This is a genomic window from Paracoccus sp. SCSIO 75233 (assembly GCF_027912675.1).
In the GTDB taxonomy this organism is placed as follows: domain Bacteria; phylum Pseudomonadota; class Alphaproteobacteria; order Rhodobacterales; family Rhodobacteraceae; genus Paracoccus.
In genome coordinates, this window is the sequence record NZ_CP115757.1 from 1,083,472 (window position 1) to 1,109,482 (window position 26,011).

The 26,011-nt window shown below is 63.6% G+C and carries 27 protein-coding genes and 1 tRNA gene; 11 read left to right on the forward strand and 17 right to left on the reverse strand.

Annotated elements, in window-relative coordinates; genetic code table 11:
• Window positions 1-137: 137 nt before the first annotated feature.
• From lexA to PAF12_RS05300, 8 genes are all read right to left on the reverse strand, one after another.
• Window positions 138-848 carry a transcriptional repressor LexA gene (gene lexA, locus PAF12_RS05265; protein ID WP_271108945.1) on the reverse strand — a complete coding sequence of 237 codons (711 nt, stop codon included), beginning with the start codon at window positions 846-848 and terminating at the stop codon, window positions 138-140.
• A 92-nt stretch (window positions 849-940) separates the two neighbouring features.
• Window positions 941-2,116 carry a gephyrin-like molybdotransferase Glp gene (glp, locus tag PAF12_RS05270; RefSeq protein WP_271108947.1) on the reverse strand — a complete coding sequence of 392 codons (1,176 nt, stop codon included), beginning with the start codon at window positions 2,114-2,116 and terminating at the stop codon, window positions 941-943.
• On the reverse strand, window positions 2,113-2,583 hold the full coding sequence (gene moaC / locus PAF12_RS05275; RefSeq protein WP_271108949.1) for a cyclic pyranopterin monophosphate synthase MoaC: 471 nt from the start codon (window positions 2,581-2,583) through the stop codon (window positions 2,113-2,115). The genes glp and moaC overlap by 4 nt, the downstream gene beginning before the upstream one ends.
• Window positions 2,580-3,368: an indole-3-glycerol phosphate synthase TrpC gene (gene trpC, locus PAF12_RS05280; RefSeq protein ID WP_271108951.1), complete on the reverse strand. Its 789-nt coding sequence runs from the start codon at window positions 3,366-3,368 to the stop codon at window positions 2,580-2,582. Before trpC ends, moaC begins: the two co-directional genes overlap by 4 nt.
• A 57-nt stretch (window positions 3,369-3,425) precedes the next feature.
• The gene (locus PAF12_RS05285; protein ID WP_271108953.1) at window positions 3,426-3,926 is read right to left on the reverse strand and encodes a DUF1772 domain-containing protein; all 501 of its coding nucleotides are present in this window, start codon (window positions 3,924-3,926) and stop codon (window positions 3,426-3,428) included.
• A gap of 126 nt (window positions 3,927-4,052) precedes the next feature.
• Window positions 4,053-4,703, reverse strand: a complete 651-nt coding sequence (locus tag PAF12_RS05290; protein WP_271108954.1) for a uracil-DNA glycosylase — start codon at window positions 4,701-4,703, stop codon at window positions 4,053-4,055.
• The gene (gene trpD / locus PAF12_RS05295; protein ID WP_271108956.1) at window positions 4,700-5,713 is read right to left on the reverse strand and encodes an anthranilate phosphoribosyltransferase; all 1,014 of its coding nucleotides are present in this window, start codon (window positions 5,711-5,713) and stop codon (window positions 4,700-4,702) included. The genes PAF12_RS05290 and trpD overlap by 4 nt, the downstream gene beginning before the upstream one ends.
• A complete protein-coding gene (locus PAF12_RS05300; RefSeq protein ID WP_271108957.1) occupies window positions 5,710-6,300 on the reverse strand; it encodes an aminodeoxychorismate/anthranilate synthase component II in 591 nt (196 codons plus the stop codon). Before PAF12_RS05300 ends, trpD begins: the two co-directional genes overlap by 4 nt.
• Window positions 6,301-6,403: 103 nt before the next feature.
• Here PAF12_RS05300 and PAF12_RS05305 point away from each other — a divergent pair, with 103 nt between their 5' ends.
• The 3 genes from PAF12_RS05305 (at window position 6,404) to trpE (ending at window position 11,128) form a co-directional block, all read left to right on the forward strand.
• Window positions 6,404-7,591 (forward strand): hypothetical protein, encoded by a 1,188-nt coding sequence (locus tag PAF12_RS05305; protein WP_271108958.1) that lies wholly within the window; start codon window positions 6,404-6,406, stop codon window positions 7,589-7,591.
• 100 nt (window positions 7,592-7,691) lie between these two features.
• A complete protein-coding gene (locus PAF12_RS05310; protein ID WP_271108960.1) occupies window positions 7,692-9,611 on the forward strand; it encodes a SurA N-terminal domain-containing protein in 1,920 nt (639 codons plus the stop codon).
• A 2-nt stretch (window positions 9,612-9,613) separates the two neighbouring features.
• The gene (gene trpE, locus PAF12_RS05315) at window positions 9,614-11,128 is read left to right on the forward strand and encodes an anthranilate synthase component I (protein WP_271108962.1); all 1,515 of its coding nucleotides are present in this window, start codon (window positions 9,614-9,616) and stop codon (window positions 11,126-11,128) included.
• 75 nt (window positions 11,129-11,203) lie between these two features.
• Here trpE and PAF12_RS05320 read toward each other — a convergent pair whose 3' ends face one another.
• The 4 genes from PAF12_RS05320 to fabI form a co-directional block, all read right to left on the reverse strand.
• Entirely contained in the window at window positions 11,204-12,118 is a 915-nt protein-coding gene (locus PAF12_RS05320) for a PRC-barrel domain-containing protein (protein WP_271108964.1), read from the reverse strand.
• Between the two features lie 151 nt (window positions 12,119-12,269).
• Complete coding sequence (gpt, locus tag PAF12_RS05325; protein ID WP_271108966.1) at window positions 12,270-12,773, reverse strand: xanthine phosphoribosyltransferase; 504 nt, start codon at window positions 12,771-12,773, stop codon at window positions 12,270-12,272.
• Between the two features lie 9 nt (window positions 12,774-12,782).
• On the reverse strand, window positions 12,783-13,436 hold the full coding sequence (locus PAF12_RS05330) for a LysE family translocator (RefSeq protein ID WP_271108968.1): 654 nt from the start codon (window positions 13,434-13,436) through the stop codon (window positions 12,783-12,785).
• On the reverse strand, window positions 13,393-14,229 hold the full coding sequence (fabI, locus tag PAF12_RS05335) for an enoyl-ACP reductase FabI (RefSeq protein WP_271108971.1): 837 nt from the start codon (window positions 14,227-14,229) through the stop codon (window positions 13,393-13,395). Before fabI ends, PAF12_RS05330 begins: the two co-directional genes overlap by 44 nt.
• Before the next feature lie 58 nt (window positions 14,230-14,287).
• Here fabI and pdxH point away from each other — a divergent pair, with 58 nt between their 5' ends.
• The 5 genes from pdxH to ychF all read left to right on the forward strand — a co-directional run bounded on the left by pdxH (window position 14,288) and on the right by ychF (window position 17,469).
• Entirely contained in the window at window positions 14,288-14,932 is a 645-nt protein-coding gene (pdxH, locus tag PAF12_RS05340) for a pyridoxamine 5'-phosphate oxidase (RefSeq protein WP_271108972.1), read from the forward strand.
• Window positions 14,933-15,095: 163 nt separating this feature from the next.
• Window positions 15,096-15,623 (forward strand): cold-shock protein, encoded by a 528-nt coding sequence (locus tag PAF12_RS05345; protein WP_271108974.1) that lies wholly within the window; start codon window positions 15,096-15,098, stop codon window positions 15,621-15,623.
• Window positions 15,617-16,135 carry a DUF192 domain-containing protein gene (locus PAF12_RS05350; RefSeq protein ID WP_271108976.1) on the forward strand — a complete coding sequence of 173 codons (519 nt, stop codon included), beginning with the start codon at window positions 15,617-15,619 and terminating at the stop codon, window positions 16,133-16,135. Before PAF12_RS05345 ends, PAF12_RS05350 begins: the two co-directional genes overlap by 7 nt.
• 52 nt (window positions 16,136-16,187) lie before the next feature.
• Window positions 16,188-16,264 (forward strand) — tRNA-Pro (locus PAF12_RS05355).
• 107 nt (window positions 16,265-16,371) lie between these two features.
• The gene (ychF, locus tag PAF12_RS05360) at window positions 16,372-17,469 is read left to right on the forward strand and encodes a redox-regulated ATPase YchF (protein ID WP_271108978.1); all 1,098 of its coding nucleotides are present in this window, start codon (window positions 16,372-16,374) and stop codon (window positions 17,467-17,469) included.
• A 12-nt stretch (window positions 17,470-17,481) separates the two neighbouring features.
• Here ychF and modC read toward each other — a convergent pair whose 3' ends face one another.
• Genes modC through modA form a run of 3 tightly spaced genes read right to left on the reverse strand, consistent with a single transcriptional unit; the run spans window position 17,482 to window position 20,030 of the window.
• The gene (gene modC, locus PAF12_RS05365) at window positions 17,482-18,567 is read right to left on the reverse strand and encodes a molybdenum ABC transporter ATP-binding protein (RefSeq protein ID WP_271108980.1); all 1,086 of its coding nucleotides are present in this window, start codon (window positions 18,565-18,567) and stop codon (window positions 17,482-17,484) included.
• Entirely contained in the window at window positions 18,564-19,259 is a 696-nt protein-coding gene (modB, locus tag PAF12_RS05370; RefSeq protein WP_271108982.1) for a molybdate ABC transporter permease subunit, read from the reverse strand. Before modB ends, modC begins: the two co-directional genes overlap by 4 nt.
• A 15-nt stretch (window positions 19,260-19,274) precedes the next feature.
• The gene (gene modA / locus PAF12_RS05375) at window positions 19,275-20,030 is read right to left on the reverse strand and encodes a molybdate ABC transporter substrate-binding protein (protein WP_271108983.1); all 756 of its coding nucleotides are present in this window, start codon (window positions 20,028-20,030) and stop codon (window positions 19,275-19,277) included.
• A 98-nt stretch (window positions 20,031-20,128) separates the two neighbouring features.
• On the opposite strand from modA, the gene PAF12_RS05380 reads away from it, so the two are divergent.
• Window positions 20,129-21,295, forward strand: coding sequence for an AGE family epimerase/isomerase (locus tag PAF12_RS05380; protein ID WP_271108984.1), 1,167 nt, complete (start codon window positions 20,129-20,131; stop codon window positions 21,293-21,295).
• Between the two features lie 83 nt (window positions 21,296-21,378).
• Here the strand turns inward: PAF12_RS05380 and PAF12_RS05385 are convergent, their stop codons facing one another.
• Window positions 21,379-22,608, reverse strand: a complete 1,230-nt coding sequence (locus tag PAF12_RS05385) for a multidrug effflux MFS transporter (RefSeq protein WP_271108986.1) — start codon at window positions 22,606-22,608, stop codon at window positions 21,379-21,381.
• Between the two features lie 196 nt (window positions 22,609-22,804).
• Between PAF12_RS05385 and thrS the strand changes: the two genes are divergently transcribed.
• Together thrS and PAF12_RS05395 are read left to right on the forward strand one after the other, a co-directional pair.
• Window positions 22,805-24,751, forward strand: coding sequence for a threonine--tRNA ligase (gene thrS / locus PAF12_RS05390; protein ID WP_271108988.1), 1,947 nt, complete (start codon window positions 22,805-22,807; stop codon window positions 24,749-24,751).
• A 200-nt stretch (window positions 24,752-24,951) separates the two neighbouring features.
• A complete protein-coding gene (locus tag PAF12_RS05395; protein WP_271108989.1) occupies window positions 24,952-25,158 on the forward strand; it encodes a cold-shock protein in 207 nt (68 codons plus the stop codon).
• Between the two features lie 37 nt (window positions 25,159-25,195).
• Here PAF12_RS05395 and PAF12_RS05400 read toward each other — a convergent pair whose 3' ends face one another.
• Entirely contained in the window at window positions 25,196-25,963 is a 768-nt protein-coding gene (locus PAF12_RS05400) for a hypothetical protein (protein ID WP_271108991.1), read from the reverse strand.
• Window positions 25,964-26,011: the final 48 nt, after the last annotated feature.

Consider the following 26,011-nt stretch of genomic DNA (forward strand, 5'->3'; position numbering starts at 1 on the left):
TCATTCTCTATCGGCCCGAGATGCTCTGACTGCGACATACTCAGGCTGCAATGAGTGTTGCCCTGATCGCCTGATCTCTTCTGTCATCTTAGAACGGCTATCCCCATCCAGCCCGCTGCGAAGGGGGATAACGATGCTCAATAACTGCGAAGAAGGCCCACCAAACGCCCCTGAACCTTCACCTGCTCCTCCGGCAGGATACGGGTTTCATAGGCCGGGTTTGCCGCTTCCAAGGCTATCATTGCACCCTTTCTGCGGTAATATTTCAGCGTCGCTTCCTGCCCTTCGACAAGCGCCACGACTATATCGCCATTTTCAACCGCATCTTGTTCACGGATCACGACGATATCGCCGTCATTGATCCCCGCGTCGATCATGGAGTCGCCCCTGACCTCAAGCGCGTAGTGGCTTTTCTGACCGGAGAGCATACTGCCCGGCACGGCGACATGATGGGAGATTTCCGAAATCGCCTCGATCGGGACGCCAGCCGCGATGCGTCCCATGACCGGCAGTTCCATTGCGTGGATTGCAGGCTGGGCCGGGGTACGCCCCCCCGTGCCACGCGCATCGGGGTTTCCGTCGATCACCTTGGGCGAGAATCCTTCCGGCTTCTTTGCCGTCGCCGCGGCGAGGGATTCCGGCAATTTGATGATCTCAAGCGCCCGCGCCCGGTGAGGAAGCCGACGGATGAACCCCCGTTCCTCAAGCGCGGTCACAAGCCTGTGAATGCCGGATTTGGATCGCAGATCGAGCGCCACCTTCATTTCGTCAAAGGACGGCGGAACACCGTCGCGCATCATGCGTTTGTGAATGAATTCAAGCAGCTCTATCTGTTTTTTGGTCAGCATGTTCCGGCCATGTTTCACCTGCGTTCGATAAATGTTCTGCCACGCAATCGGCGTCCGGTCAATAGTTTCACGAAAATTTGCTTAAAGCCGCGTTAACGCAGGCGAAGAAAACGCACTTTTTCGCCAGATTTTCGTGCGCTGTCACCGGCGGGCCGGATCATCAGGGCGTCGGCATCCGATAGCAGGCGCAACCTGGCAGAATCCTGATTGTCGAACGGTGTGACGACCGTTTGCCCATCTTCGTGCGAAAGTTGCGCGCGCAGATAATGCTGCCGATCCCCTTCCGGGCCGATATCGTGGCCGAGAATGCCATATTCCTCGCGGCTTTCGTCGGGCAAGCCTTGCATCCGCCGCAACAGGGGGGCGATGAATAATTCCGCGCATACGAAGGACGAAACCGGGTTTCCGGGCAGGCCGATCATTGCCTTCCCCCCGATTTTGCCAGCGATCAGCGGTTTTCCGGGGCGCATGGCGACCTTGTAGAAGGCGCGTTCCATGCCCAGCTCCGCCGTCGCGGCACCGATCAGATCGTGATCGCCGACCGATGCGCCGCCTATGGTGACGATCAGATCGGCGGAGGCCGCATCCGCAAAACGTGCGCGCAGACTGTCTAGCGTATCGCGTGCGATTGGCAGGCATGTCGCCTCCGCCCCGGCTCGGCGGGCAATGGCGGCGACGGCGATGTCGTTCGAGCAGATGATCTGGCCCGGTCCCGGCTCCGTTCCGGGCGTCACCAGCTCATCGCCACCGGCCAGCACGGCAACCCGTGGGCGGCGATGTACCTTTACGCGCGCGACATTCATCGCGGCGATTGTGCCCAGATCGCGCGGGGTCAGCGGGCGGCGCGGGAAAATTTCCGATCCCACATGAAAATCAGACCCTTGCGGGCGGATATTGTCGCGATTTTGTGGCGCAGCGACCCGGATCGTGTCGCCATCGCGGCTGACATCTTCTTGCATCGCCACATGATCGTAACCCTCCGGCACCGGCGCGCCGGTGAAGATGCGAATGGCGGTGCCTGCGTCGGGCGTCCCCTGCCACGGACGGCCTGCCGCAGCCTCTCCGATCACGCGCAGCGGTTGATCCAGATCGGCGCGGCGCAGCGCATATCCATCCATCGCGGCGGCGTTGAACGGCGGCTGCGTCAGGCGTGCCCGGACCGGCTCCGCAAGAACCCGGTCGAGGGCATCGGTCAGCGCGATTTCCTCCGCTTCCAGCGGTGCGGCAAGCGCGAGGACGCGGGACAGGGCTTCGTCTACCGTGATCATTTCGCCTCGTAATCGCCTGATTTACCACCTGATTTTCGCAGCAGCCGGATGCCCTCGATCCGCATTCCCTTCTCTGCCGCCTTCAGCATGTCGTAGATCGTCAGGCAGGCGGTTGAGACCGCCGTCAGCGCCTCCATCTCCACCCCGGTCTGGCCGGAGGTGCGCACCGTCGCCGTCACGCGGATGCCCGGCAGTTCCGCGTCAGGTAGCAGATCGAGCGCGACCTTGGTGATCGGCAAGGGATGGCAGAGCGGGATCAGATCGGCGGTCCGTTTGGCCCCCATAATCCCGGCCAGCCGCGCAACCCCCATAACGTCGCCCTTGGCTGCGCCGCCCTGGGCAAGCGCCAGTGTCTCCGGTGACATGATGACACAGCCCTCGGCAATCGCCTCGCGCGATGTTGTGGGTTTTTCCGAGACATCGACCATATGGGCCTGACCGGCGGCGTCGAAATGCGTCAGGCTCATGCCGCCCCCAGCAATTCCCGCGTGGCGGCGGTGACATCGGGCTGACGCATCAGGCTTTCCCCGATCAGGAAACGCCGCGCCCCGGCCCGCGCCATGCGGTCCAGATCGGCGCGGCTGAACAGCCCGCTTTCGCAGACAAGTTCGCGCCCCTCGGGCAGACTGGCGGCGAGCGTTTCCGTCGTCGCAAGATCCAGCTCAAACGTCTTGAGATTGCGGTTATTGACCCCGATCAGCGGCGATTTCAGCCGCAAGGACCGGTCGAGCTCTTCGCGGTTATGCACCTCGATCAGCGCATCCATGCCCCAATGAAGGGCGGCGTCTTCCAGTTCGGCGGCCTGCGCATCCCCGACCGAGGCCATGATAATCAGGATCGCATCGGCCCCCCAGCTTCGTGCCTCCGCGACCTGATAGGGATCATACATGAAATCCTTGCGCAGCGCAGGCAGATCGCAGGCGGCGCGGGCGGCGGTCAGGAATTCCGGTGCGCCCTGAAAGGACGGTGTATCGGTCAGCACCGACAGGCAGGCCGCCCCCCCGGCCTGATAGGCGCGGGCGAGGGCGGGCGGGTCGAAATCCGCACGGATCAGCCCTTTCGAAGGGCTGGCCTTCTTGATCTCGGCAATCAGCCCGTAGCCGGTCGCCGCTTTCTCGCGCAGCGCACGGGCGAAGCCGCGCGGCACGCCTTCGGCCTTTGCTGCTGCCTCGACCTCTGCCAGCGGACGCGCGGCTTTCGCTGCCGCGATCTCCTCCAGCTTGTAGCGCTTGATCTTGTCCAGAATATCCATGCCGCAGACCATAAGCCGCGCCGGGTGCAGAGGAAAGCCCCGGCGCGTCGGGATGCGTCAGATCGCGCGGCGGTCCAGCAGAAACGTGCCATAGGCCGCCAGCAGGAATGCAAGGCCAGAAGCAATCGTGCGGGTCTGGTTCCAGACCTGCCACGGCTGCGAATAGTCGCGCCAGATGGTCGCGGCGGCGTCTATGTCGTCGGGAACGGCGATCAGCGCCAGTTCCTGATTCATCGGCACATTGACCGTCGCGGTCAGGATGAACCCGCCGATCAGATAGACAATGGCGGCGGCGGCGAAGGCAATCGCGGGGTGGCGTTGTGTGCGGTAAAGCAGCACCGCGACGCCGCCGAGCGCGACCGGCGTCAGGAAGAAGGCCGGAAAGAACACGGCATTCCTGACCGAGGCATTCATCGCCTGCATCGCCGCAATCGCGACACGCGGATCGGCCGCGTCCAGCCCCCACATAGTCGAACAGACCCAGGCATAAAAGAACCCGAACACGGCCGCGCTGAGCAGCAGGGACAGGAAAACCATAAAGATCGTGAACTGTTTCATATCGCACCCGTTGATCGCAGTTGGACAATCGTACTTAAGTGTACATATCCGATATGTACATAAATGTACACTGGAGGTCAAGCCGGTTGCGCGCCGACAGATCGGTAAATCACGAATGGGGATGTTTCACGAAAATCTCTGGCGGCCCGCCCAGTCGATAACCGGGCTGTCCGCCGCTGCCAGCCACGCATTCACCTGCGAAAACGGACGCGACCCGAAAAAGCCGCGCCGTGCGGAGAGGGGGGAGGGATGCGCCGTCGCGATCACCAGATCGGTATCACGCAGCAATCCGGCGAGGGCCTTTTGCGCGTGATTGCCCCACAGGATAAACGCCAGATTCCCGTGGCGCTGCGCCTCCGCCACAGCCTGCCGCGCCAGCCGGTCCCAGCCCCATTTCGCGTGAACCCCCGCCTGACCGGGCAGAACCGACAGCGAGGTGTTCAGCAGCAGCACACCCTGCCGGGCCCAATGTGTCAGATCGCCGTTCACGGGCACCGCGCCGAGATCCTCCTGCATTTCCTTGAAGATATTTTTCAAGGATCGCGGCAGGCCGGTTTCCGGCGTCACCGAGAATGCCAGCCCGTCCGCGTGACCCGGCGTCGGGTAGGGGTCCTGTCCAAGGATCACCACCCGGACCGCCTCCGGCGGGGTCATGTCGAGCGCGCGGAAGATATGCGCCGGGCCGGGCAGGAAATCCACGCCCTCCAGCCGATCACGGATCGCGGGCCACTCGCTCGTGAAAAAGGGCAGATGCGCCCATGCCTCGGGCGGGGTCACACCGGAACCGCTTTGGCGAGCGCCGTCAGCTTGGCCTTGGCCGCGCCCGTATCAATGCTCTCGGCGGCGATAACGGCACCCTCGCGCAGGTCACCGGCCCGACCGGCCACGACAAGCGAGGCGGCGGCGTTCAGCAGCACGGCGTCGCGATAGGCGTTCTGCGCGCCGTCCAGGATCTCTCGCATGGCGGCGGCGTTATGGGCCGCGTCACCGCCGACGATCTGGGCGAAATCATGGCGCTTCAGCCCGGCATCCTCGGGGGCGACGGTAAATTCGCGGATCTCCCCGTCCTTCATCTCGACGACATAGCTGTCGCCGGAAATCGCCAGCTCATCGGTGCCGTCGCTGCCGTGAACCAGCCAGACATGCTCCGACCCGAGTTCGCGCAGCGTCGCGGCCATCGGTCGGCACCACTTGGAATCGAACGCGCCGGTCAATTGCCGCTTCACCCCCGCCGGGTTCGTCATCGGGCCGAGCAGGTTGAAGATGGTGCGCGTGCCGAGCTCCGCCCGTGTCGGGCCGACATGGCGCATGGCATGGTGATGCATCGGGGCCATCATGAAGCACAGCCCGATATTGTCGAGAGCGGCCTGAGAATTCTCCGGCGTGGCGGCGCTGTTGACGCCCAGCTCGCCCAGAACATCCGCCGAGCCGGAGCGGGAGGAGAGCGCCTTGTTGCCGTGCTTGGCCACCGGCACCTCCGCGCCCGCGACAACAAGCGCCGCGGCGGTCGAGATATTCAGCGTCTTGCGCCCGTCGCCACCCGTGCCGACGATGTCCATAGCGCCTTCGGGGGCTGTGATCCGGCTCATCCGGGCGCGCATCGCGCCGGTTGCGGCGGCCATTTCGTCGACGGTCTCTCCCCGCACCCGCATCGCCATCAAGAGCCCGCCGATCTGGGCCGGGGTCGCCGCGCCCTCGAACAGGGCGGCGAAGGCGGCGTCAGCCTCGCCTTGCGTCAGCGGGCGTTCGGCGGCGAGGCCGATCAGAGGGCGAATATCGGTCGTCATGCGGTTTCCGTGATTTTGCAGCGTTTCAGGAAATTGCGGATCATGGCGTGGCCATGTTGGGAGGCAATGGATTCGGGATGAAATTGCACGCCTTCGATAGGCAGATCATTATGGATCAGCCCCATGATCGTGCCGTCGTCGGTGCGCGCCGTGACCCGCAGCGTGTTGGGGATACTGTCCGGCGCGACGGTCAGCGAATGGTAGCGCGTGGCCTTGAGCGGCGAGGGCAGGCCGTCGAACACGCCGGTGCCGTCATGGCTGACCTCATCGACCTTGCCATGCATGATCCGGTCGGCGCGAATGACCTTGCCGCCGAACGCCTCGCCGATCGCCTGATGGCCCAGACAGACCCCGAACAGCGGCAGATCGCCGCGTGCCGCCACGGCGCGGATCAGCTCGATACAGATGCCAGCTTGTGCTGGATCGCAGGGGCCGGGCGAGATCACGATTCCGTCGGGCTGCATCGCCAGCGCCGCGTCGACAGAGAGCGCATCGTTGCGGAAAACCTCCACCTCCGCGCCCTCTTCGCCGAGATAGTGGACGAGGTTCCAGGTAAAGCTGTCATAGTTGTCGATGAGCAGGATCATGTCATTCGGTCGCAAAATGGGGTGAACCCGGTGAGAACTGGCCTTATATGTGTGCGAAATGGTCGGGCGGGGCAAGCCGCCTGACGGTAGAAATGGGGCAGGAATGGCGAAAGGCACAGGATTCGGACGCGGCGTGCTGCATGGCGGGTTGCTCGGCGCGGCCACCATTGCGGCGCTTTCGCTGGTCCTGCCGCAGCCGGAACGGGGGGGCGATCCGGCGGCTGTTGCCGCGACGCAGACCGATCCGGGTGCTGCCGTTCCGTCGACGCCGGGTGAAGCGCCCTCGGTTCGGATGCCGGAGGCGCCTGCGGTTTCGCCCGATGCGGCAAGGGTCACGGATGACATCTCGGTCGGTAATACGTCCATGCCGGACAGCAGCCCGACCGCGCCGGTCAGCCCCGGACCCGAACCGCAAGACACGGATGCCGCGTCAGTGCCGGAGATCGCGGAGACGCCCGAACCCGACGCTGCCGAACCGCAGCCGAGCGAACCGCAGCCGACCGGACCGGATGAGGCCACCACGAGCTTGCGCCCCCCGCCCGGTTCCGAGTTCGCGCGCGCCGAGGATGTTCCTCCGACCATACCGGGCCAGAGTGAGGCCCCGCTTTCCGGCAGCGACGCCGTGGCGCTGCCATTCGATGCCCCGGCGGTCGAGCCGCCGCCTGATCCTTCGACGGAGACGGCTTTGCAACCCGATCCGCTGACCGGCGCGGAACCACCCCAACCGGCAGACGCGGAAGTCACGGTGCCGGTCACGCCTTCCGCCGATGCAGATGCGCCGGCCGGGGTCGCAGCGCCGGAACGGATTGGCACGCCCCGGCAGGATACCGGCCCGATGCCCGAATCCCGTGCCGCCCCCGTCCCGCCAGCGCAGGCCGAGCCGGGCGTCACCGTTCCCGAAACCGACCGTGGCCCGGAGACGGCAACCCCGACCCGTCCCGCAGCCCCGGATGCACCGGGTGCGACCCCTCCGGCAATGCAGGATGACCCTTCCGCGCCGGTGTCGCAGACCGGCACGGCGGAAACCGCTGCCGCGCCCGTGCCGGAGACAGCGCAGGTGCCATTGCCGCAGGAAGCCGCGCAGCCTTCGCGCGACGCGCCCCCGGCCCTCAGCACGCCGGACAACCAGCGTGAGGAGGTGCCGGAACCGCCGGGCGCGTCAGAGGATGCGGACATGCCCGCCGAGACGCCGTCCGCCGGGGCCGCGGGACCTGCCAGCGAGGCTGTGTCGCCCCTGCAATCCGGTCCCGATCTTTCGGTCCCGGCGCTGCCCTCGCTGGGCGATCTCTGATCCTTGATTTTCCGATAGTTGAACGGCGCGGCGCGGCCGCCCTTGATGCGGGCCGATAGCCGCCCTAAAACCGCTGACAGGATAAGTAAGGATATACTTAATGACGAACCTGCGCACCAAGGGCAAATCCACGATTGTCTGGATCCTCATGGGCCTTCTGTTGCTGGGCTTGGGCGGGTTCGGCGTGACCAGCTTCTCCGGCGGCTCGACCGAAATCGGCGCGGTTGGCGAGACCGAGGTCGATGCGCAGACCTATATGCGGGTGCTGGATGGCGAGTTGCAGAATATCGCCCGCCAGACCGGACAGCGGATGAGCATCGAGGAGGCGCGGGCCTTCGGCCTGCCGCAATCGGTTCAGGCGCAGCTTTTCACCGCAGCGGCGCTGGCGGAGGAAGCCCGCAAGGCCGGTGTCTCGGTCGGGGACCAGAATGTCGCGGAGGCGATTGTGACCGCCCCGGCGTTTCAGGGTCCGTCCGGCTTCGACCGTGCCGCCTACAGCGAGACCCTGCGTCGTCAGGGGCTGAACGAGGAAGAATTCGAACAGGATGTGCGCGAGGATATGGCCCGCACGATCCTGCAAACGGCTGTCGTGTCCGGCGCGGTTGCCCCGCAGGCGCAGGTGGATCAGACAACCGCATGGCGGCTGGAGCAGCGGGATTTCTCATGGCTGGAACTGACCGCCGCCGATCTGCCCGGCCCGGTCAATCCGGCGGATGAAGAAACGCTTCAGGCGTGGCATCAGGCCAATGCAGACCGCTTCACCTCGCCGGAGGTGCGCAAGATTTCCTATGTCTGGATGACCCCGGAAATGCTGGCGGAGACGGTGGAACTGGACGATGCCGCGCTGCGTGAGCTGTACGATTCCCGTTCGGCGGAGTTCAACCAGCCCTCGCGCCGCATGGTCGGGCGGCTGGTGTTCGAAAGCCCGGAGGCCGCCGAGGCGGCAAAGGCGCGGATCGATGCGGGTGAGGCGGATTTTGAGGTCATCGCCGCCGAGCGCGGCCTGACGCTGGCCGATGCCGATCTGGGTGAGATGAGCGAGGCGGAGCTGGGCGCTGCCGGGGCAACCGTATTCGCGGCGCAGGATAACGGTGTAGTCGGCCCGGTCGAGACGGATCTGGGACCGGCGTTGTTTTCGGTGAACGCGATCCTCGACCCGGTCAGCATCAGCTTTGAGGACGCACTGCCGGATCTGCGGGCCGAGGCTGCGACGGCGCGCGCGCGCCGTCTGATCGACGATCAGGCCTCCGGGATCGAGGATCTGCTGGCAGGCGGTTCGACGCTTGAGCAGGTGGCCGGGGAAACCGGCATGGAATTCGGCCAGATTGACTGGACCGCGAATGCCGAGGCTGTACCGGGCGAGATCGGTGGATATACCGCCTTCCGTCAGCAGGCCGCCGTGGTCTCGGAAAGCGATTTCCCGGAACTGTTCGAACTCGACGATGGCGGGGTGTTTGCGCTGCGTCTGGACGAGGTTGTCGCCCCTGCTTTGATCCCGTTCGAAGATGTTCGTGAACAGGTCGCCGCCGACTGGGCACAGGCGGAAGCCCATCGTCAGCTTGTGGCGCTTGGCGAGGAACTGAAGCTGCAAACCGTAGCGGAGACGATTCCCCCGGTTGCCTCCGAAAGCGATGATGCGCAGGCGGAAGACGGGCAGGATCAGGCCGATGCGAATGCCGCAACGCCCTCGACCGGCAACTGGACCAGCGAGACCGGGATTTTCCGTGACGGCTATCTGGAAACCGCCCCGCCGAGCCTGGTTGAAAAGGCATTCGCGCTGGAGGAGGGCGAAACCGAACTGCTGGCCGAGGATAACCGTGTCGCCCTGATCCGGGTGGAGCGGATCATCCCCGCCGATCTGGAAAGCGATCTCGCCAAGGATGTCGCGGCGACTGCGGCGCAGCGGCTGGATGCATCGTTGCAGGCCGATCTGTTCGACTACTACGCACGCGCCATTCAGGCCCAGAACGGCATCACGCTTAATCAGGCGGCCATTGCCTCGGTCGAATCGCAGCTGTGAGCATGCAGATCGCCCCTGATTTCGCGGCTTTCGAGCCCGGCTGGAAGGCCGGGCAGAACCAGCTTCTGACCATGCGGCTCGCCGCCGATCTCGACACGCCGGTCAGTCTGATGCTGAAACTGGCCGAGGCCGCGCCGAACAGTTTCGTTCTGGAAAGCGTTACCGGCGGCGAGGTGCGGGGGCGTTATTCGATCATCGGCATGAAGCCCGATCTGATCTGGGAATGCCGTTCGGGCAAGGCGCGGATCAACCGCGAGGCGCGATACTCCGACAGTTTTGCCGAGGATGACCGCCCGGCCCTCGACAGCCTGCGCGCCTTGATCGCGGAAAGCCGGATCGAGATGCCGGAGGATGTGCCACCTGCCGCAGCCGGGCTGTTCGGTTATCTCGGCTATGACATGATCCGGCTGGTCGAGCATCTGCCGAATGTGAACCCCGACCCGCTGAACGTCCCCGACGCGATGCTGACCCGGCCGTCGGTTGTGGCCGTGCTGGATGGGGTGAAGGGCGAGGTTACGCTCTGCGCGCCGGTCTGGCACGATGCTGAGATGCCGGCCCGTGCCGCCTACGCCCAGGCCGCCGAGCGGCTGACGGAGGCGCTGCGCAGCCTTGACCGGATGCCGCATGAGCCGCGCGAGATCGGCACCGCGCATGAGGTCGGCGCGCCGCGTTCCAACTTCACCCATCAGGGCTATCTGGAGGCGGTCGCGAAGGCCAAGGAATATATCCGGGCGGGCGATATTTTTCAGGTCGTTCCCGCACAACGCTGGGCGATGGATTTCCCGCTGCCGCCCTTTGCGCTCTATCGCAGCCTGCGCCGCACCAATCCGTCACCGTTCATGTTCTTCCTGAACCTCGAACCGGAGGAGGGCGGCTTTCAGATCGTCGGTGCAAGCCCGGAGATCCTCGTCAGGCTGCGCGATGGCGAGGTCACCATCCGCCCGATCGCCGGCACCCGCCCGCGCGGCGCGAATGAGGCCGAGGATCGTGCGCTTGAGGCCGATCTGCTGGCCGATCAGAAGGAGCTGGCGGAACATCTGATGCTGCTCGATCTGGGCCGCAACGATGTTGGCCGCGTGGCGAAGATCGGCACGGTGCGCCCGACGGAGCAGTTCATCGTCGAGCGGTATAGCCACGTCATGCATATCGTCTCCAACGTGGTGGGCGAGCTGCGTGAGGGGGAGGATGCGCTCTCCGCGCTGCTGGCAGGTCTGCCCGCTGGCACGGTGTCTGGCGCGCCCAAGGTCCGTGCGATGGAGATCATCGACGAGCTGGAGCCGGAGAAGCGTGGCGTTTATGCGGGCGCGGTCGGCTATTTCGCCGCGAATGGCGAGATGGATATGTGTATCGCGCTGCGCACCGGGGTCATCAAGGACCGCCAGCTTTACATCCAGGCAGGTGGCGGCGTCGTCTATGACAGCGATCCGGAGGCGGAGTTTCAGGAAACCGTCAACAAGTCGCGGGCGCTGCGCCGCGCGGCAGAGGATGCGGCGCGGTTCGTGCGCGGAAACGGGTAAACCCCGCGTCGGCTGTATCGGCAAACGGAGAAAGGGCGGCCCGCAGGCCGCCCTTTCCGATTACATGAACAAGGATCAGTTGGCCGGGGCCACTTCACCTTCCGCCGGGGCGGGGGCCATCGTGTCGCCCGTCGCTGCTGCGGGGGCCGGGGCCTGCGCGCGCTCGCGGAAGACATAATCCGGCGCGGCTTCGGCTTCTTCTGCCGTCAGCTCAGCCGTGATTTCTTCGGCGTCATAGTTCACCGTAAGCTGATCCCAGGGCAGGGCGATCTGCTTTTCACCGATGCCGAGGAAACCGCCGACGCCGACAATCGCCGCGATCATCGCGCCGTTTTCGGTATCGACGATCAGATCGTTGATGCGACCGATATTGTCGCCGCTGGGCGAGGTCACATTGGCGCCGACGATCCAGTCGGTGCGAAGCTCATTCGCGGCCTGCTCCCGCTCGACCTTGTCGCTGCTGGCCATTTCCGCTTCGAGGGCTGCGGCGTCCGTCTCCTCCGCATCTGCTGCGGCGTCCGGCATGGTGTCAGCACCTTCGGCAGGCGCTTCTTCGGCCGCCATGTCGCCGTCAGTGCCTTCGCTCATGGCAGCGTCATCCGCCATTTCGGCACCTTCGGTCGACTCACCAGTGTCACCGGCTGCATCGCCCATATCCGCGGCCTCGTTGGCAGCGTCGCCAGCCGCGTCAGCGGCCTCATTCGCTGCGTCCGAGGTTGCCTCTGCCGCATCGCCAGCAGCGTCGGTCGCGGCATCGGCGGCGTCACCTGCCGCATCCATCGCTTCGTTTGCGGCATCGCCAGCGGCATCCGCCGCGTCGCCTGCGGCCTCAGCGGTCGCATCCGCGGCATCGCTGGCCGCTTCACCGGCATCCTGCGCCGCGTTTTCCGTCGCCTCAGCGGCGTCTTCGGCAGCGTTTTCAGTTTCCTGCGCATAAACAAAGCCTGACAAGGGCAGCACAAGGGCGGTCGTCAGAAGAATCTTACGCATGGGTTCCTCCTTCAGAGTTGCGCAGCCACCGGACCGGCAGCCGCATCGGAAAACCAATACGAAAGATACAGATTAAGTTCCTGTAACAAATGCTAGCCGGCAGAATTCTGCCGCCAACATCAGATATAAGATGTAAATATTTGATATATAATCAATCTTCTCCGCGATAGGGGCGGACATATTGCAGCGCCATGTCCCACGGAAAGAAGATCCAGGTGTCCTGACTGACCTCGGTCACATAGGATTGAACGATGGGTTTCCCCTTCGGTTTGGCGTAGACCGTGGCGAAATGCGCCTTCGGATACATCTGCCGGACCAACTCCAGCGTGCGCCCGGAATCGACCAGATCGTCGACGATCAGAATATCCTCACCTTCGCCCATCAGCGTGTCGTCGGGCCGTTTCAGCACCTCCAGATCGCCCTGATCGACCGGGCCGGTGCCGCGATAGGATCGGACGGAGATCGTGTCGATGGTGCGGATATCCAGCTCCCGCGCGACGATCATCGCGGGCACCATGCCGCCACGCGTGATGGCAACCACGGCCCGCCAATCGGTCCCGTCGAGCCGCCACGCAAGGGCCCGGGCATCGCGATGCAGTTGATCCCAGCTAACGTGAAAGCCTTTTTCATGGGGCAGGCGGGTGGCGTCGGACATAGTTCCCTCTCAGCTTTTGAAGATCAGCATCAGCCCGAGCGCGAAAAGCACCACCGAGGCCAGCCGGTCGATCCAGAATTTTGCGCCAAAGTAACGCCGCCGCATGGTGGCTGTCGACATGGCAAGCGTAACGACTGTGTACCAGAACAACTCGGTCGAGACCCCGGTCAGGTAGATCGATATCTGTTTGCCCAGCGAAAGCTCGCCCGGAAACAGGCGCAGGATCAGTGCGGCGTAGAACAGGGCCGGTTTGGGGTTGGACAGGTTCAGAAGCACGCCGCCAAAAAAGCCCCGCCCGAATTTCTTTTCCGCCGCTTCCGGCAGCGGACCGCGCGCGTTCTTCCACAACTGCCACGCAACCCAGATGATATAGACCCCGCCGATGATCTTCACGGCCATATAGGCCTGTGGATGGGACCGGAAGATCAGCGCCAGCCCGGCAAGCGCGAACAGGCACCACAGCGATGCACCGATGGCAAGGCCCAGCCCGAAAGGCAGCGCCTCCTCCCGCCCGCGCGAGAAGGAGGTCTGAATGGCTGCCACGATGGCCGGCCCCGGCGACAACAGCGCGACCGAGATCAGCCCGACCAGCGTCAGATAAGGCTCGATACCAGACAGATCAGCCGTCCTTGCGTCCTGAAACCGCGTCGATATCAGGCGCATCGACCGCCTTCATCCCGACGAGGTGATAGCCCGCATCGACGTGATGGGTCTCTCCGGTGACACCGCTGCCCAGATCGGACAGCAGATAAAGCGCGGATTTGCCGACCTCATCCTGGGTGACATTGCGGCGCAGCGGCGAATTTAATTCATTCCATTTCAGGATATAGCGGAAATCGCCGATGCCGGATGCGGCCAGCGTCTTGATCGGACCGGCGCTGATCGCGTTGACGCGAATCCCATCCTTGCCCAGATCCTCGGCCATGTAGCGCACCGAAGCTTCCAGCGCCGATTTCGCGACGCCCATGACGTTGTAATGCGGCATGACCCGCTCGGCACCATAATAGGTCAGCGTCACCATGCTGCCGCCCGCCTCCATCAGCGCCGCTGCGTGGCGCGCCACCAGCGTGAAGGAGTAGACCGAGACATCCATCGTCGTCAGGAAGTTGTCACGGGTGGTGTCGACATAGCGCCCGCGAAGCTGGGATTTGTCCGAATAGCCGATGGCGTGGACAAGAAAGTCCAGCTTTCCCCATTTTTCCGCAATATCCGCGAACATCTGTTCCACGGTTGTTTCGTCTGTAACATCGCAGTCGAACAACAAATCGCTGCCCAGCTCTTTCGCGAGCGGCTCTGCCCGTTTCTTCATCGTATCGCCTTGATAAGAAAGCGCTAGTTCCGCCCCCTCATCCGCGAGCGCCTTGGCGATCCCCCAGGCGATGGATTTGTCGTTGGCCAACCCCATGATGAGGCCCCGACGACCTTTCATCAGCCCGCCCCGTTCGCTGCTTGACATGCCAGTCTCCGTCTTACCTTTTGGGCAGGATTAGGCCAAACCCCCGGAGTCATCAAGCATGAGCGCATCTGACGATATTTTCACCGGCGATAATCCGTTCATAATTGCAAGGTCCTGGCTGGCCGAGGCAGAGGCGACGGAGCCGAACGATCCCAATGCGATTGCGCTGGCCACCGTGGATGCGTCGGGCCTGCCGGATGCGCGTATGGTGCTTCTGAAAGAGATCGAGGCGCATGACGATGGTGGCGGGGCGTTCGTCTTCTACACCAACTACGAAAGCGCCAAGGGTACGCAGATCGAGGCGACCGGCAAGGCCGCTTTCGTCATGCACTGGAAGTCGCTGCGCCGGCAAATCCGCGTGCGCGGAACCGTCACCCGCGAGGAGGGGCCGCAGGCAGATGACTATTACGCCAGCCGGGCGCTGCAAAGCCGGATCGGGGCCTGGGCCTCTGCCCAGAGCCGTCCGCTGTCATCACGCGCGGCGCTGATGGCCGAGGTGGCGCGGCAGGGTGCAAAACATGGCACCAACCCGGCGCGCCCGTCCTTCTGGGGCGGCTACCGTATCGCTCCGGTACAGATGGAATTTTGGGCAGACGGCGCTTTCCGGCTGCATAATAGGTTTTTGTGGACAAAAGCTGAAGCTAGAGCGGTTGCCGAAGGCGAGATTCGAGGCCCGTGGCGCGTCACACGCCTGTCCCCATAGTCATGTTGCTGTCTATTTGCTTGAAATGTATACAAATGTGAGGTACTAACGTAGCGTCAGCATCCATTTTCCTACGGGACGCTATTCAAGCAATATGGCATTCTCCTTGCCGCATCAGAAACAAGATTGACCTATAGTAAGTCAGTCCAGACAAAATGGTAACATGACGATTTTTGACGACAGCACAGCTGCCGAGGTGAGTGGTTCGATCAAGTGGTTCGACCCGACTCGTGGCTTCGGTTTCATTCTCAGCGACGAAGGCGGCCCGGATATTTTGCTGCACGCGAATGTTTTGCGAAATTTCGGTCAGGGATCGGTGTCTGACAGGGCGCGGATCAGGGTTCTGGTTCAGCCGACCGCGCGCGGTTATCAGGCAGTCAAGGTGCTTGAGATCGAGCCGGTCGAAAACGAAGGCGCACCGCCGATCAGCGACCTTGCCGACACGCCGCCCGCCATGCTTGCGGCGTTGCCTTTCCTTCCGGCGCGCGTAAAGTGGTTCGACAAGTCGAAGGGGTTTGGCTTCGCAAATCTTTTCGGCAAGCCGGGTGACGTATTCCTTCATTGCGAGGTGCTGCGCCATTGCGGATTGTCGGATCTGGCCGTCGGCGAAGCCGTTGCATTGCGGGTTGTGGAAGGCAGGCGCGGGCTGATGGCGGCCCAGATTGCGCCGTGGGAAAAGGTGAGTTGTTAATCAAAACCGGCTTCGGCCTGCTGATGGCCGTGTTGCTGCCCGTTTCGGCCGCGATTGCACAGACCAGTGACCAGACCGGCGCGCAGAATGTGACATGCGCGTTGGATCAGGCGATTATCCCCGATGCGGATGTCTCGATCACGGTCGAGATTGCCGATGACAATGCCGAACGCGCGCTTGGCCTGATGTTCCGCGAAACCCTCGCGCCAGAGACCGGCATGCTGTTCATTTTCGAACAGCCCCGTCCCGCGTCGTTCTGGATGAAGAACACGCTGATCCCGCTGGATCTGCTGTTCATCGACGATACCGGCGAAATCCGCCGGATCCATCCCAATGCGATCCCGCATGACGAAACCCCCATTCCCGGCGCTGCCCCAAACGATCCCGCACCCGAACGGCTGATGGTGCTGGAGATTGGCGGCGGCGAAGCCGAACGGCTGGGGATTGAGGAGGGGATGACCGTGGCCCATCCCGGCTTTGCAACCGACCGCGCCGCCTTGCCCTGCAACTAGTTTGCAATCGGGGCTTCCCCCCCGGCGCAACACTCGCTAGAAGGCAGGCTGTCGGGGCGTAGCGCAGCCTGGTAGCGCGACGGTTTTGGGTACCGTAGGTCGGAGGTTCGAATCCTCTCGCCCCGACCATGTCCATAAATCTGCCCGACGCGTCGTTCTCGCCCGCTGCCGCTGGACCTTGGTCGCCGTGACGCGTAAAGACCCCCGCAACAAGTTTTACCGCACGGGATTACGACATGGGCTTTCGCATGGGGATCGTCGGGCTGCCGAATGTCGGCAAGTCCACTCTGTTCAACGCACTCACCCGCACCGCCGCCGCGCAGGCGGCGAATTTTCCGTTCTGCACGATTGAGCCGAATGTGGGTGAGGTGGGCGTGCCTGACCCGCGTCTGGACCGGCTGGCGGGGATCGCGGGGTCCAAGCAGATCATCCCGACGCGCATCACCTTTGTCGATATCGCCGGTCTCGTGAAAGGGGCCAGCAAGGGCGAGGGGCTCGGCAACCAGTTCCTCGCCAATATCCGCGAGGTGGACGCGATTGCCCATGTGCTGCGCTGCTTTGAAGATGGCGATGTCACCCATGTCGAGGGGCGTGTCGATCCGCTGGCGGATGCCGAGACCATCGAGACGGAGCTTATGATTGCCGATCTCGAAAGCCTTGAGAAACGCATCGCCAATCTCAGCCGCAAGATCAACGCGGGCGACAAGCAGGCCAAGGAAGATGCGCGCCTGATGAACGCCGCGAAAGAGGCGCTGGAGGCAGGCCGTCCCGCCCGCAGCGTCGAGGTAGCAGAAGATGACCGCAAGGCGTGGAACATGCTGCAACTCCTGACCGCGAAGCCGGTGCTCTATGTCTGCAACGTGGCCGAGGACGAGGCGGCGGAAGGCAATGCCTATTCCGCGCAGGTCGCGAAAATGGCGGCGGAGCAGGGGGCTGGGCATGTGGTGATCTCCGCCAAGATCGAGGAGGAGATCAGCCAGCTCGACGCCGAGGAGGCCGAGATGTTCCTGGGCGAGATGGGGCTGGAAGAGGCCGGTCTCGACCGTCTGATCCGGGCGGGCTACGAATTGCTCGGCCTGCAAACCTATTTCACCGTCGGCCCGAAAGAGGCGCGGGCCTGGACCATCCGCAAAGGCACGCTCGCCCCGGCGGCGGCAGGTGTGATCCACGGCGATTTCGAGCGCGGCTTTATCCGTGCTGAAACCATTGCTTATGACGATTATGTCAGCGGCAATGGCGAGGCCGGGGCGCGCGAGGCCGGAAAGCTGCGGGTCGAGGGCAAGACCTATGAGGTCAAGGACGGCGACGTCCTGCATTTCCTGTTCAATGCCTGAGTGCCGGGGCGTTCAGCCCCGGGCCACTTCGGCAATCGAAACCGTCTTGAGGATCGCATAGACCCGCTTGCCCGGCGACAGGTCGAGCGCGCGCAGCGACCGCTGCGTGATCCGTGACAGGATGGCCGCGTCCTCGCCCAGTCTCAGGCGGACCAGAACGCTGCCCGTGACGTCCTGCTCCAGCGTTTCCACGACACCCGGCAGGACGTTCAGCGCCGAGATTTGCTGCGGTTTTTCCGTGGCCAGCATCACCTCCTGCGCCAGCACCCGCACGCGGACATGCGCGCCGACGGAAAGATCCGGGCGCGCGACCCAGACCGGACCCGCCGCGCAATCGAGCCGGGCGAGGCCGTCCGTATCCTGCGCCGCCACGGTTGCCGGGATCAGCGCGCCGGTTTCCCGCCCAAGGGCGATGTCGCTGGCCGGGTCCGACAGCACGTCCTGAACCGGGCCGGATGCGACGACGCGTCCGGCCTCCAGCATCACCACCTGATCGGCGAGGCGGACGATCTCCGCCAGATTGTGGCTGACATAAAGGATCGGCATACCAAGATCGCGCAGCTTTTCGAGATAGGGCAGGATCTCGCCCTTGCGCGCCTCATCAAGCGCAGCCAGCGGCTCGTCCATCAGCAACATGCGCGGCCCCGACAGAATGGCTCGGCCAAGCGCCACCCGCTGCCGCTCGCCCCCTGAAAGCGCGCCGGGGCGGCGGTCCAGAAGCGGCCCGATGCCCAGCAATTCCACGATTTCCGCGACGCGCTGCGCATCCGGGCGTTCGGGGCGGGGGGCGAAGCGGCGGCCGTAATCGAGATTGCGGCGCACGGTCATATGCGGAAACAGCCGCGCATCCTGAAACACATAGCCGATGCGACGGGCAGCAGGTGGCAGGAAAATCCGCCGCGATGTGTCGGTCAAAACCGTGTCGCCCAGCATAATCTCCGCCTTGTCCGGGCGCAGCAATCCGGCGACGGCGTTGGCCAGCGTTGTCTTGCCCGCGCCGGAACGCCCGAACAGCGCCGTGACGCCGCGCGGCGCCTCGAACCCGGCATTCAGCGTGAAACCGGCAAAACCATGATCTATATGCGCGGTCAGTTTCATGCGCCGGAAATCCGTCTGGCGACCGCGCGCCCTGCCCATTCGGAGGCCAGAAGCGCGCCGAGCGCGATGACCAGCGAGACCGCGACCAACCTTGCAGCCTGCGCCTCGCCGCCCGGAATCTGCAATTCGGAATAGATCGCGGTTGGCAGGGTCTGGGTCTGGCCGGGGATGTTGGAGACGAAGGTGATCGTCGCCCCGAACTCTCCCATGGCTTTCGCAAAAGCTATAATGCTGCCAGCAAGAATACCGGGCAGGATCAGCGGCAGGGTGATGGTCGCAAAGACCGGGATGCCGCGCGCGCCGAGCGTGGCGGCGGCTTGTTCCAGCTTCGGATCGACCGCCTCGATGGCCAGCCGGATCGTGCGGACCATCAGCGGAAACGCCATGATCCCGGCGGCAAGCGCGGCCCCGGTCCAGCGAAAGGCAAAGCTGATGCCGAACCATTCGGCCAGCGGCGCGCCGAACAGTCCCTGCCGTCCAAAGCCAATAAGCAGCAGATAGCCGGTCACGACCGGCGGCAGGATCAGCGGCAGATGGACCAGCCCGTTGAGCAATTGCCGCCCCGGAAACCGCCAGCGGGCCAGCGCATAGGCGCATAAGATCCCCAATGGCAGGCTGACGGCGACCGCCCAGAGAGAGACGCGAAGCGACAGGAAAACCGCCTGCCATTGCTCTGGGGTGAGATAATCCACGCCTATCCGAACCGCCTAATCAAGGGGGCGGAACCCGTGAACCGCGAAGATCGCCCGTGCCTCGGCCCCGTTCAGCGCCTCGAAGAATGCCCGGTCGGCATCGTCGGCGGCACCGCTTAGCAGGGCGGCGGGATAGGTGATCGGATCGTGGCTCTCCGCCGGGAAAGTTGCGGCTATGCTGACGCGCGGTTCCGCCTTGGCGTCGGTGGCGTAGACGATGCCGAAAGCTGCCTCACCCGTCGCCACAAAGGCGAGTGCTGCGCGGACATTGTCGCCCTCTGCCACCAGCGGCGCGACGCCATCCCAAAGCCCGAAATGGTCGAGCGCAGCCTTGCCATACTGGCCCGCAGGCACTGCCTCGGTCAGCGCCATTGCCAGCTTGCTATCCCCGATCAGCGCGGGCAGGTCGAGATCGGCGGTGATCTCCAACGGTTCGGGGGGCGGTTCATGCGCAATAAGGACAAGCTCATTACCCAACAAATCGCGGCGCGTGCCGTCAGCGATCAGCCCGGCCGCTTCGACCTCGTCCATCCAGTCCTGATTGGCCGAGATATAGATGTCCGCGGGCGCGCCGGCGATGATCTGGCGGGCGAGCAGGCCGGAGCCGGCGTAGCTGATGGCGATGTCGTGATCGGTGGCGGCCTCGAAACCGGCGGCGACCTCGTCGAGCGCGTCTTTCAGCGATGCTGCCGCAAACACCGTCACCGTCTCCGAAAACGCGATTCCGGGCAGCAAAACAAGGGCTATGGCGAGTTTGGCGGCGGATGACATGGGCGGCTTTCTGCGGTATTTATCCGCTGCATATTGACCTTTCTGGCGCGGCGGGCAAGCCATAGGGGCAAAGCGCCGCAGCTTCGGGGGGTGAGATCATGGCGGAATATGATGCGGATTGGTGCCGGGCGGAGGCGTTGCGGCTGCTGGATTTTCATGCGGCGGCGGTGAACCCGGAGGGCGGGTTTCATAAGCTGGCGGCAGATGGCACGCCGCTGCCGGACAGTCCGCGCGGGCAGGGGAATACCCGCGAGTTGCATGAAACCACCCGGATGATCCATGCCTATGCGCGCGGCGCGGCGCTGAACCATCCGCGCGCGAGAGAGGTGGTCGATCATGGTGTCGCCTTCCTGCTGCATGGGCATCTGGACCCCGAACATGGCGGGTTCTGGTGGGCCGTGGACGAGGCCGGGCCGCTCGACCCGCTCAAGCAAGCTTATGGGCATGCCTTCGTGCTGCTGGCCTCCGCCTGGGCGGCGAAGCTGGACCATCCCGACGCGGCGCGGCTGCGCGAGATGGTGATGGGGGTGATCCGCTCGCGCTTCTGGGAGAATGATCCCGGCGCGGTCTCCGACACGTTCGACGCCGACTGGACCAACCCGCCCGCCTATCGCGGCGGCAATGCGAATATGCATCTGACAGAGGCGCTGATTGCAGCCTATGAAGCGTGGAAAGACCCTGCCTATCTGGATATGGCACGCTCGATCGCCGGGTTCATGATCAACCGGCATGCCCGTGCAGAGGGCTGGGTGGTGCCGGAGCATTTCACGTCGGACTGGCAACTCGACCGGGATTTCGAGGGCGATCCGATGTTCCGCCCGCCGGGAACGACGCCGGGTCACGCCATCGAATGGGCGCGGCTGATCCTTGAGTTGCGGGCAGCGGGCGGCAGTGATCCGCAGGATGCGTGGATGTTGGAGGCGGCACCGCGCTTATATGCCCGCGCCCTGGAGGAGGCGTGGCTGCCGGAGGGCGGTTTCGCCTATACGATGGGCTGGGACGGCAAGATAGATCAGCGCCGCCGCCTGTGGTGGCCGGTGGCGGAGGCGGTTGCGACGGCGCATGCGCTGCACCGGGCGACTGGCGATAAGACATGGCTTGAGCCGGTCGGCAAATTTTGGTCACATCTGGACCGGCATCACATCGACCACGAACATGGCGGCTGGTATGCGGAAATCAGCCCGGACGGGGAGCCGGTGGAGACGCTTTTTCCGGGGAAACCGGATATCTACCATGCGCTGACGGCATCTTTGGCGGCGCTTTGACCGGGCTGCACAGCGCGTACACTGCCCGTACACCACGCGTTCACAGCCTGTACACAGGTTTCATAGTGTGACGCTATAGCGCCTTAGTCGCGCAGCCAGCGCATCAGGGTGAAGGCGGCACCGGAGCAGATCAGGGCCGCGAACATCACCGGCGTCGGCGTGCCATTATAAGCAAGCCCTACGGGGATCGCGATCAGCACGGCCCCGAGGGAGGAGAGCGCGGCGACGATGCTGGCGGCGATTCCGGCAAGATGCGGGACGCTCTGCAAGGCCAGCGCGTTCAGATTGCCGAAGGTCACCCCGGCCATGAAGAACACCGACACGGCCCAGATGAAGAACCCGTAGAAGGCGGCATCGCCGTGTAACGCACCGCTGGCGACCAGCAGCAGGCCCAGCGAGGCGGAGACGATCTGCATCCCGTAGGCCGAACGGGCGATGCGGCGCATGCCGTAGCGCATCACGAAACGGGCATTGGCAACCGTGCCGATGCCCGACAGAAGCGCCATGAAGGCAAACCAGCGGGTGAAGCTTTCATGGCGGCCATAGGTCTCGCCGAAAAGCTGCTCGGAACTGGACAGCAGCGAGAACATCTGGCCGAAGCCCAGCGTCAGCACCAATGTGCAAAGCATGATCTGGCGGTTGTTCAGGATCTCTTTCGTGGACAGGTAAAGCCTGCGGATGCTGAGCGGGACACGGCGTTCCGGCGGCAGGGTTTCGGGCTGGCGGAACCCGACCCAGCAGGCCCCGATCAGACCGAAGGCGATGAAGGAGAGGAACACGCCGCGCCAGCTTCCGGCGGTCTCCATCACCAGCTCGCCCAAAGCCGGGGCGAGGGCGGGAATGAGGATGAAGATCATCATGACGAAGCTGGTGATCTTGGCCATTTCCCGGCCCGAATACAGGTCGCGGATCAGCGCGGTCCCGGCGATACGGGGGCCAGCCGCGCCCATGCCCTGAACGAAGCGCAGCACCAGAAGCAGGGTCATGTTATCGGCAAAGATCGCGGCGGCGGAGGCGATGATGTAGATGGTCGAGCCAAGCAGAATGCCGCGCCTGCGCCCGATGGCGTCCGATATCGGCCCGGCAAGTGCAGTGCCGATGCCCATCCCGGCGACGAAGGTCATCAGCACAAGCTGGGCGCGGTTCGGGTCCTGCGGCGACAGCTCATCGGCGATTTCCGAAAGAGCCGGCAGCATGGCGTCGATGGAGAAGGCGACGGTCGCGAACAGGACAGCCAGCATGGCGACGAATTCCGGCATCGCGAGAGTGCGTGCGGCGGGGGCGGCAGGGGCTGTCTGCTCGGGCGTTTGCATCTTTGTCACCATATGTGGATGGCCCGCCCATATACCCGTATTGTCCGGACGGCAAGTTTCGCAGGGTTGTTACAAAACCCCCATGCGCTGGCCCCGCCAAGCGGTTGACACCCCGGCTGAATCGGCGCATTTCCAAGGCCGATATATAACCCGCAACCGGGCGTTCCGTGGGCGCCAAACCGACGAGGAGAAGGCCATGAGCCAGATTTCCCTGACATTCCCCGATGGCGCGAGCCGTGATTATCCCGCAGGCGTGACCGCTGCCGAGGTGGCGCAGTCGATTGCGCCGAGCCTTGCGAAGAAGGCGATTTCCGCCAGCCTCGACGGGCAGCATATCGATCTGGCCTGGCCGATCACCGCCTCTGGCGCGATAGCGATCAACACGATGAAGGACGCGGCCCCGGCGCTGGAGTTGATCCGGCACGATCTAGCGCATGTGATGGCGCGGGCCGTGCAGGAGATCTGGCCGGATGTGAAGGTCACCATCGGCCCGGTGCGCGATTACGGGTGGTTCTACGATTTCGACCGGGAAGAGCCGTTCACGCCGGAGGATCTCGGCCAGATCGAGGCGAAGATGAAGCAGATCATCGCCGCCCGCGATCCGGTGCGCACCGAGGTTTGGGACCGTGACCGGGCCGTCGCCTATTACAAGGACCAGAACGAGCCGTTCAAGATCGAGCTGATCGACCGCATCCCCGAGGGCGAGGATCTGCGCATGTATTGGCATGGCGACTGGCAGGATCTGTGCCGGGGTCCGCATTTGCAGAATACCGGGCAAATCCCGGCGGATGCGTTCAAGCTGACCCATGTCGCCGGGGCCTATTGGCTGGGCGACAGCAGCCGTCCGATGTTGCAGCGCATCTATGGCGTGGCCTTCCGCAACAAGGATGAGCTGAAGGCGCATCTGCACATGCTGGAGGAGGCGGCGAAGCGCGATCACCGCAAGCTGGGCCGCGAGATGGACCTGTTCCATATGCAGGAGGAGGCGCCGGGCCAGATCTTCTGGCATCCGAATGGCTGGAATATCTACACCACCTTGCAGGATTACATGCGCCGCAAGCAGCGGGCGGGCGGCTATGTCGAGGTGAACACGCCGCAGGTGGTCAGCCGCAAGCTGTGGGAAGAATCCGGGCATTGGGACAATTATCAGGAGAATATGTTCATCGTCGAAGTGGACGAGGAACATGCACGGACCAAGACCATCAACGCGCTGAAGCCGATGAACTGCCCCTGCCATGTGCAGATTTTCAACACCGGGCTGAAATCCTATCGCGATCTGCCGCTGCGCATGGCGGAGTTCGGCTCTTGCGCGCGCTATGAGCCTTCGGGCGCGCTGCACGGGATCATGCGGGTGCGCGGTTTCACGCAGGACGACGCGCATATTTTCTGCACCGAGGATCAGATCGAGGCCGAGACCAAGACTTTCATCGAGTTTCTGGCCGGCATCTACGCCGATCTCGGCTTCGAGGACTGGAAGATCAAGCTGTCGACGCGGCCGGAAAAACGAATCGGCAGCGATGAAAGCTGGGACCGGGTCGAGGCCGCGCTTGGCAATGCCTGTCAGGCGGCAGGTTATGATTATGAGCTGTTTCCGGGCGAGGGCGCGTTTTACGGGCCGAAGCTGGAATTCGTGCTGACCGACGCCATCGGGCGCGACTGGCAATGCGGCACCTTGCAGGTGGACCCGAATCTGCCCGAGCGGCTGGATGCGGAATATGTCGCGGCGGATGGCTCCAAACAGCGTCCGGTTATGCTGCACCGCGCCGTTTTGGGTAGTTTTGAGCGTTTTATCGGAATTGTGATCGAAAACTTCGCAGGAAAGCTGCCTTTCTGGTTAGCTCCCCGGCAAGTAGTTGTTGCATCCATCGTTTCGGACGCAGATGATTATGTGAACGAGGTCGTGGACGCGCTGCGCGCCGTTGGTGTCCGGGCCGAGGCCGATACGAGAAACGAGAAGATCAATTACAAGGTACGCGAGCATTCTGTTGCGAAAGTTCCCGCTATACTTGCGATTGGTATGAAGGAAGTCGAAAACAGATCCGTCTCGATGCGTCGTCTGGATCAGCAGGGCAGCAGGACCCTGAGCCTCTCGGAGGTGGTGACGCAGCTTGAAAATGAGGCAACTCCGCCGGATTTGGGCTGATTTACGCCTAAGTCATCAAATATTAACGTGGTTGATACAGTCAACCGCGTTTCTTGCTTGCGTTTCCTGTCCCAAACGACATGCTTATGGCGCGTGAGCATGACTTTCTACCGCTCCCTTCACGGGGCAGCCGGAATATCGAAAGGGCTGCACGGCCCGGTCGCAAACCCGCGGATCGGGAAACTTGAAGGAGAAGCGGAATGGCCACTGGCACCGTGAAATGGTTCAACACCACCAAAGGTTACGGGTTTATTGCACCCGACACCGGCGGAAAGGACGTTTTCGTCCATATCTCTGCTGTCGAGCGCGCCGGTCTGACCGGCCTGCAGGACAATCAGAAAATCAGCTACGAATTGCAGTCGGGCCGTGACGGCCGCGAATCTGCGTCGGATCTGAAACTGCTCTGATCGCCCTGGTTGCGTAAAACAGCCTGCAGGGGGGCGCTCAGGCGTTTTCCTCCTGCGGGATACGGCTGTCGCGCATGTCGATATAGCGCGTCATGCCGCTGAGATAGACCTCCGTCGTCTCACGCTGCACCCGCCGGTAGCGATGCGCCCATGCGGGCAGGTCGCTTTGGTCGAACAGTTCTTTCGTGATCCGCCAGAAGTCTTTCTTGCCGATCAGATGTTTGTGCGACGGATGGCCGCCGAACGGCACCGCCACCATTCCCATACCGGGCAGGGCGGCATGCAGGGCACGGGCGTGGAGCACGTCCCATTTGATGCGCGGATCGAACAGGATCGCACCTTTCAGGTCGGGCTTTATCCGCGCCTCCAGATCGTCCCACTCCTCGCAAAACGCGGCCGAAATCCGGTTGCGCCGCTTGTCCCACGGCGCGCGGGACGGAAAGATCGAGTATTGCGGCGAAAACAGCAGCGCGTGGTCGAGATGCAGCGCCTGCGACAGCAGAACCGCGCCATATCCGCCCATCGAGAAGCCAATCGCGCGCACATCCTGCGCCTGCCCGCAATGGGCATCGAGCGCATCTCGAAGGGCGTTATTCTCGGGCGTCAGGAACCAGCTATTGTCTGATAGAACGATGGAAAGCGTCCCGATCCCCTTGCGTTCCAGCCAGCGGGACGGTTTCTGTGCCGGGAAGCCGTCGCGATCCTTGCGGCCGTGATCCAACTGGACGCATATCCGCGCCGTCTCTCCGAAATGGACCGCACGGACATGCTGGCCGTCGAAGATGACCCTTCCGGGGTCAGACATTGGTGTTTTCGGGGTTTATCTGCATCGCGGGGGTTCTTCTGCTCAATC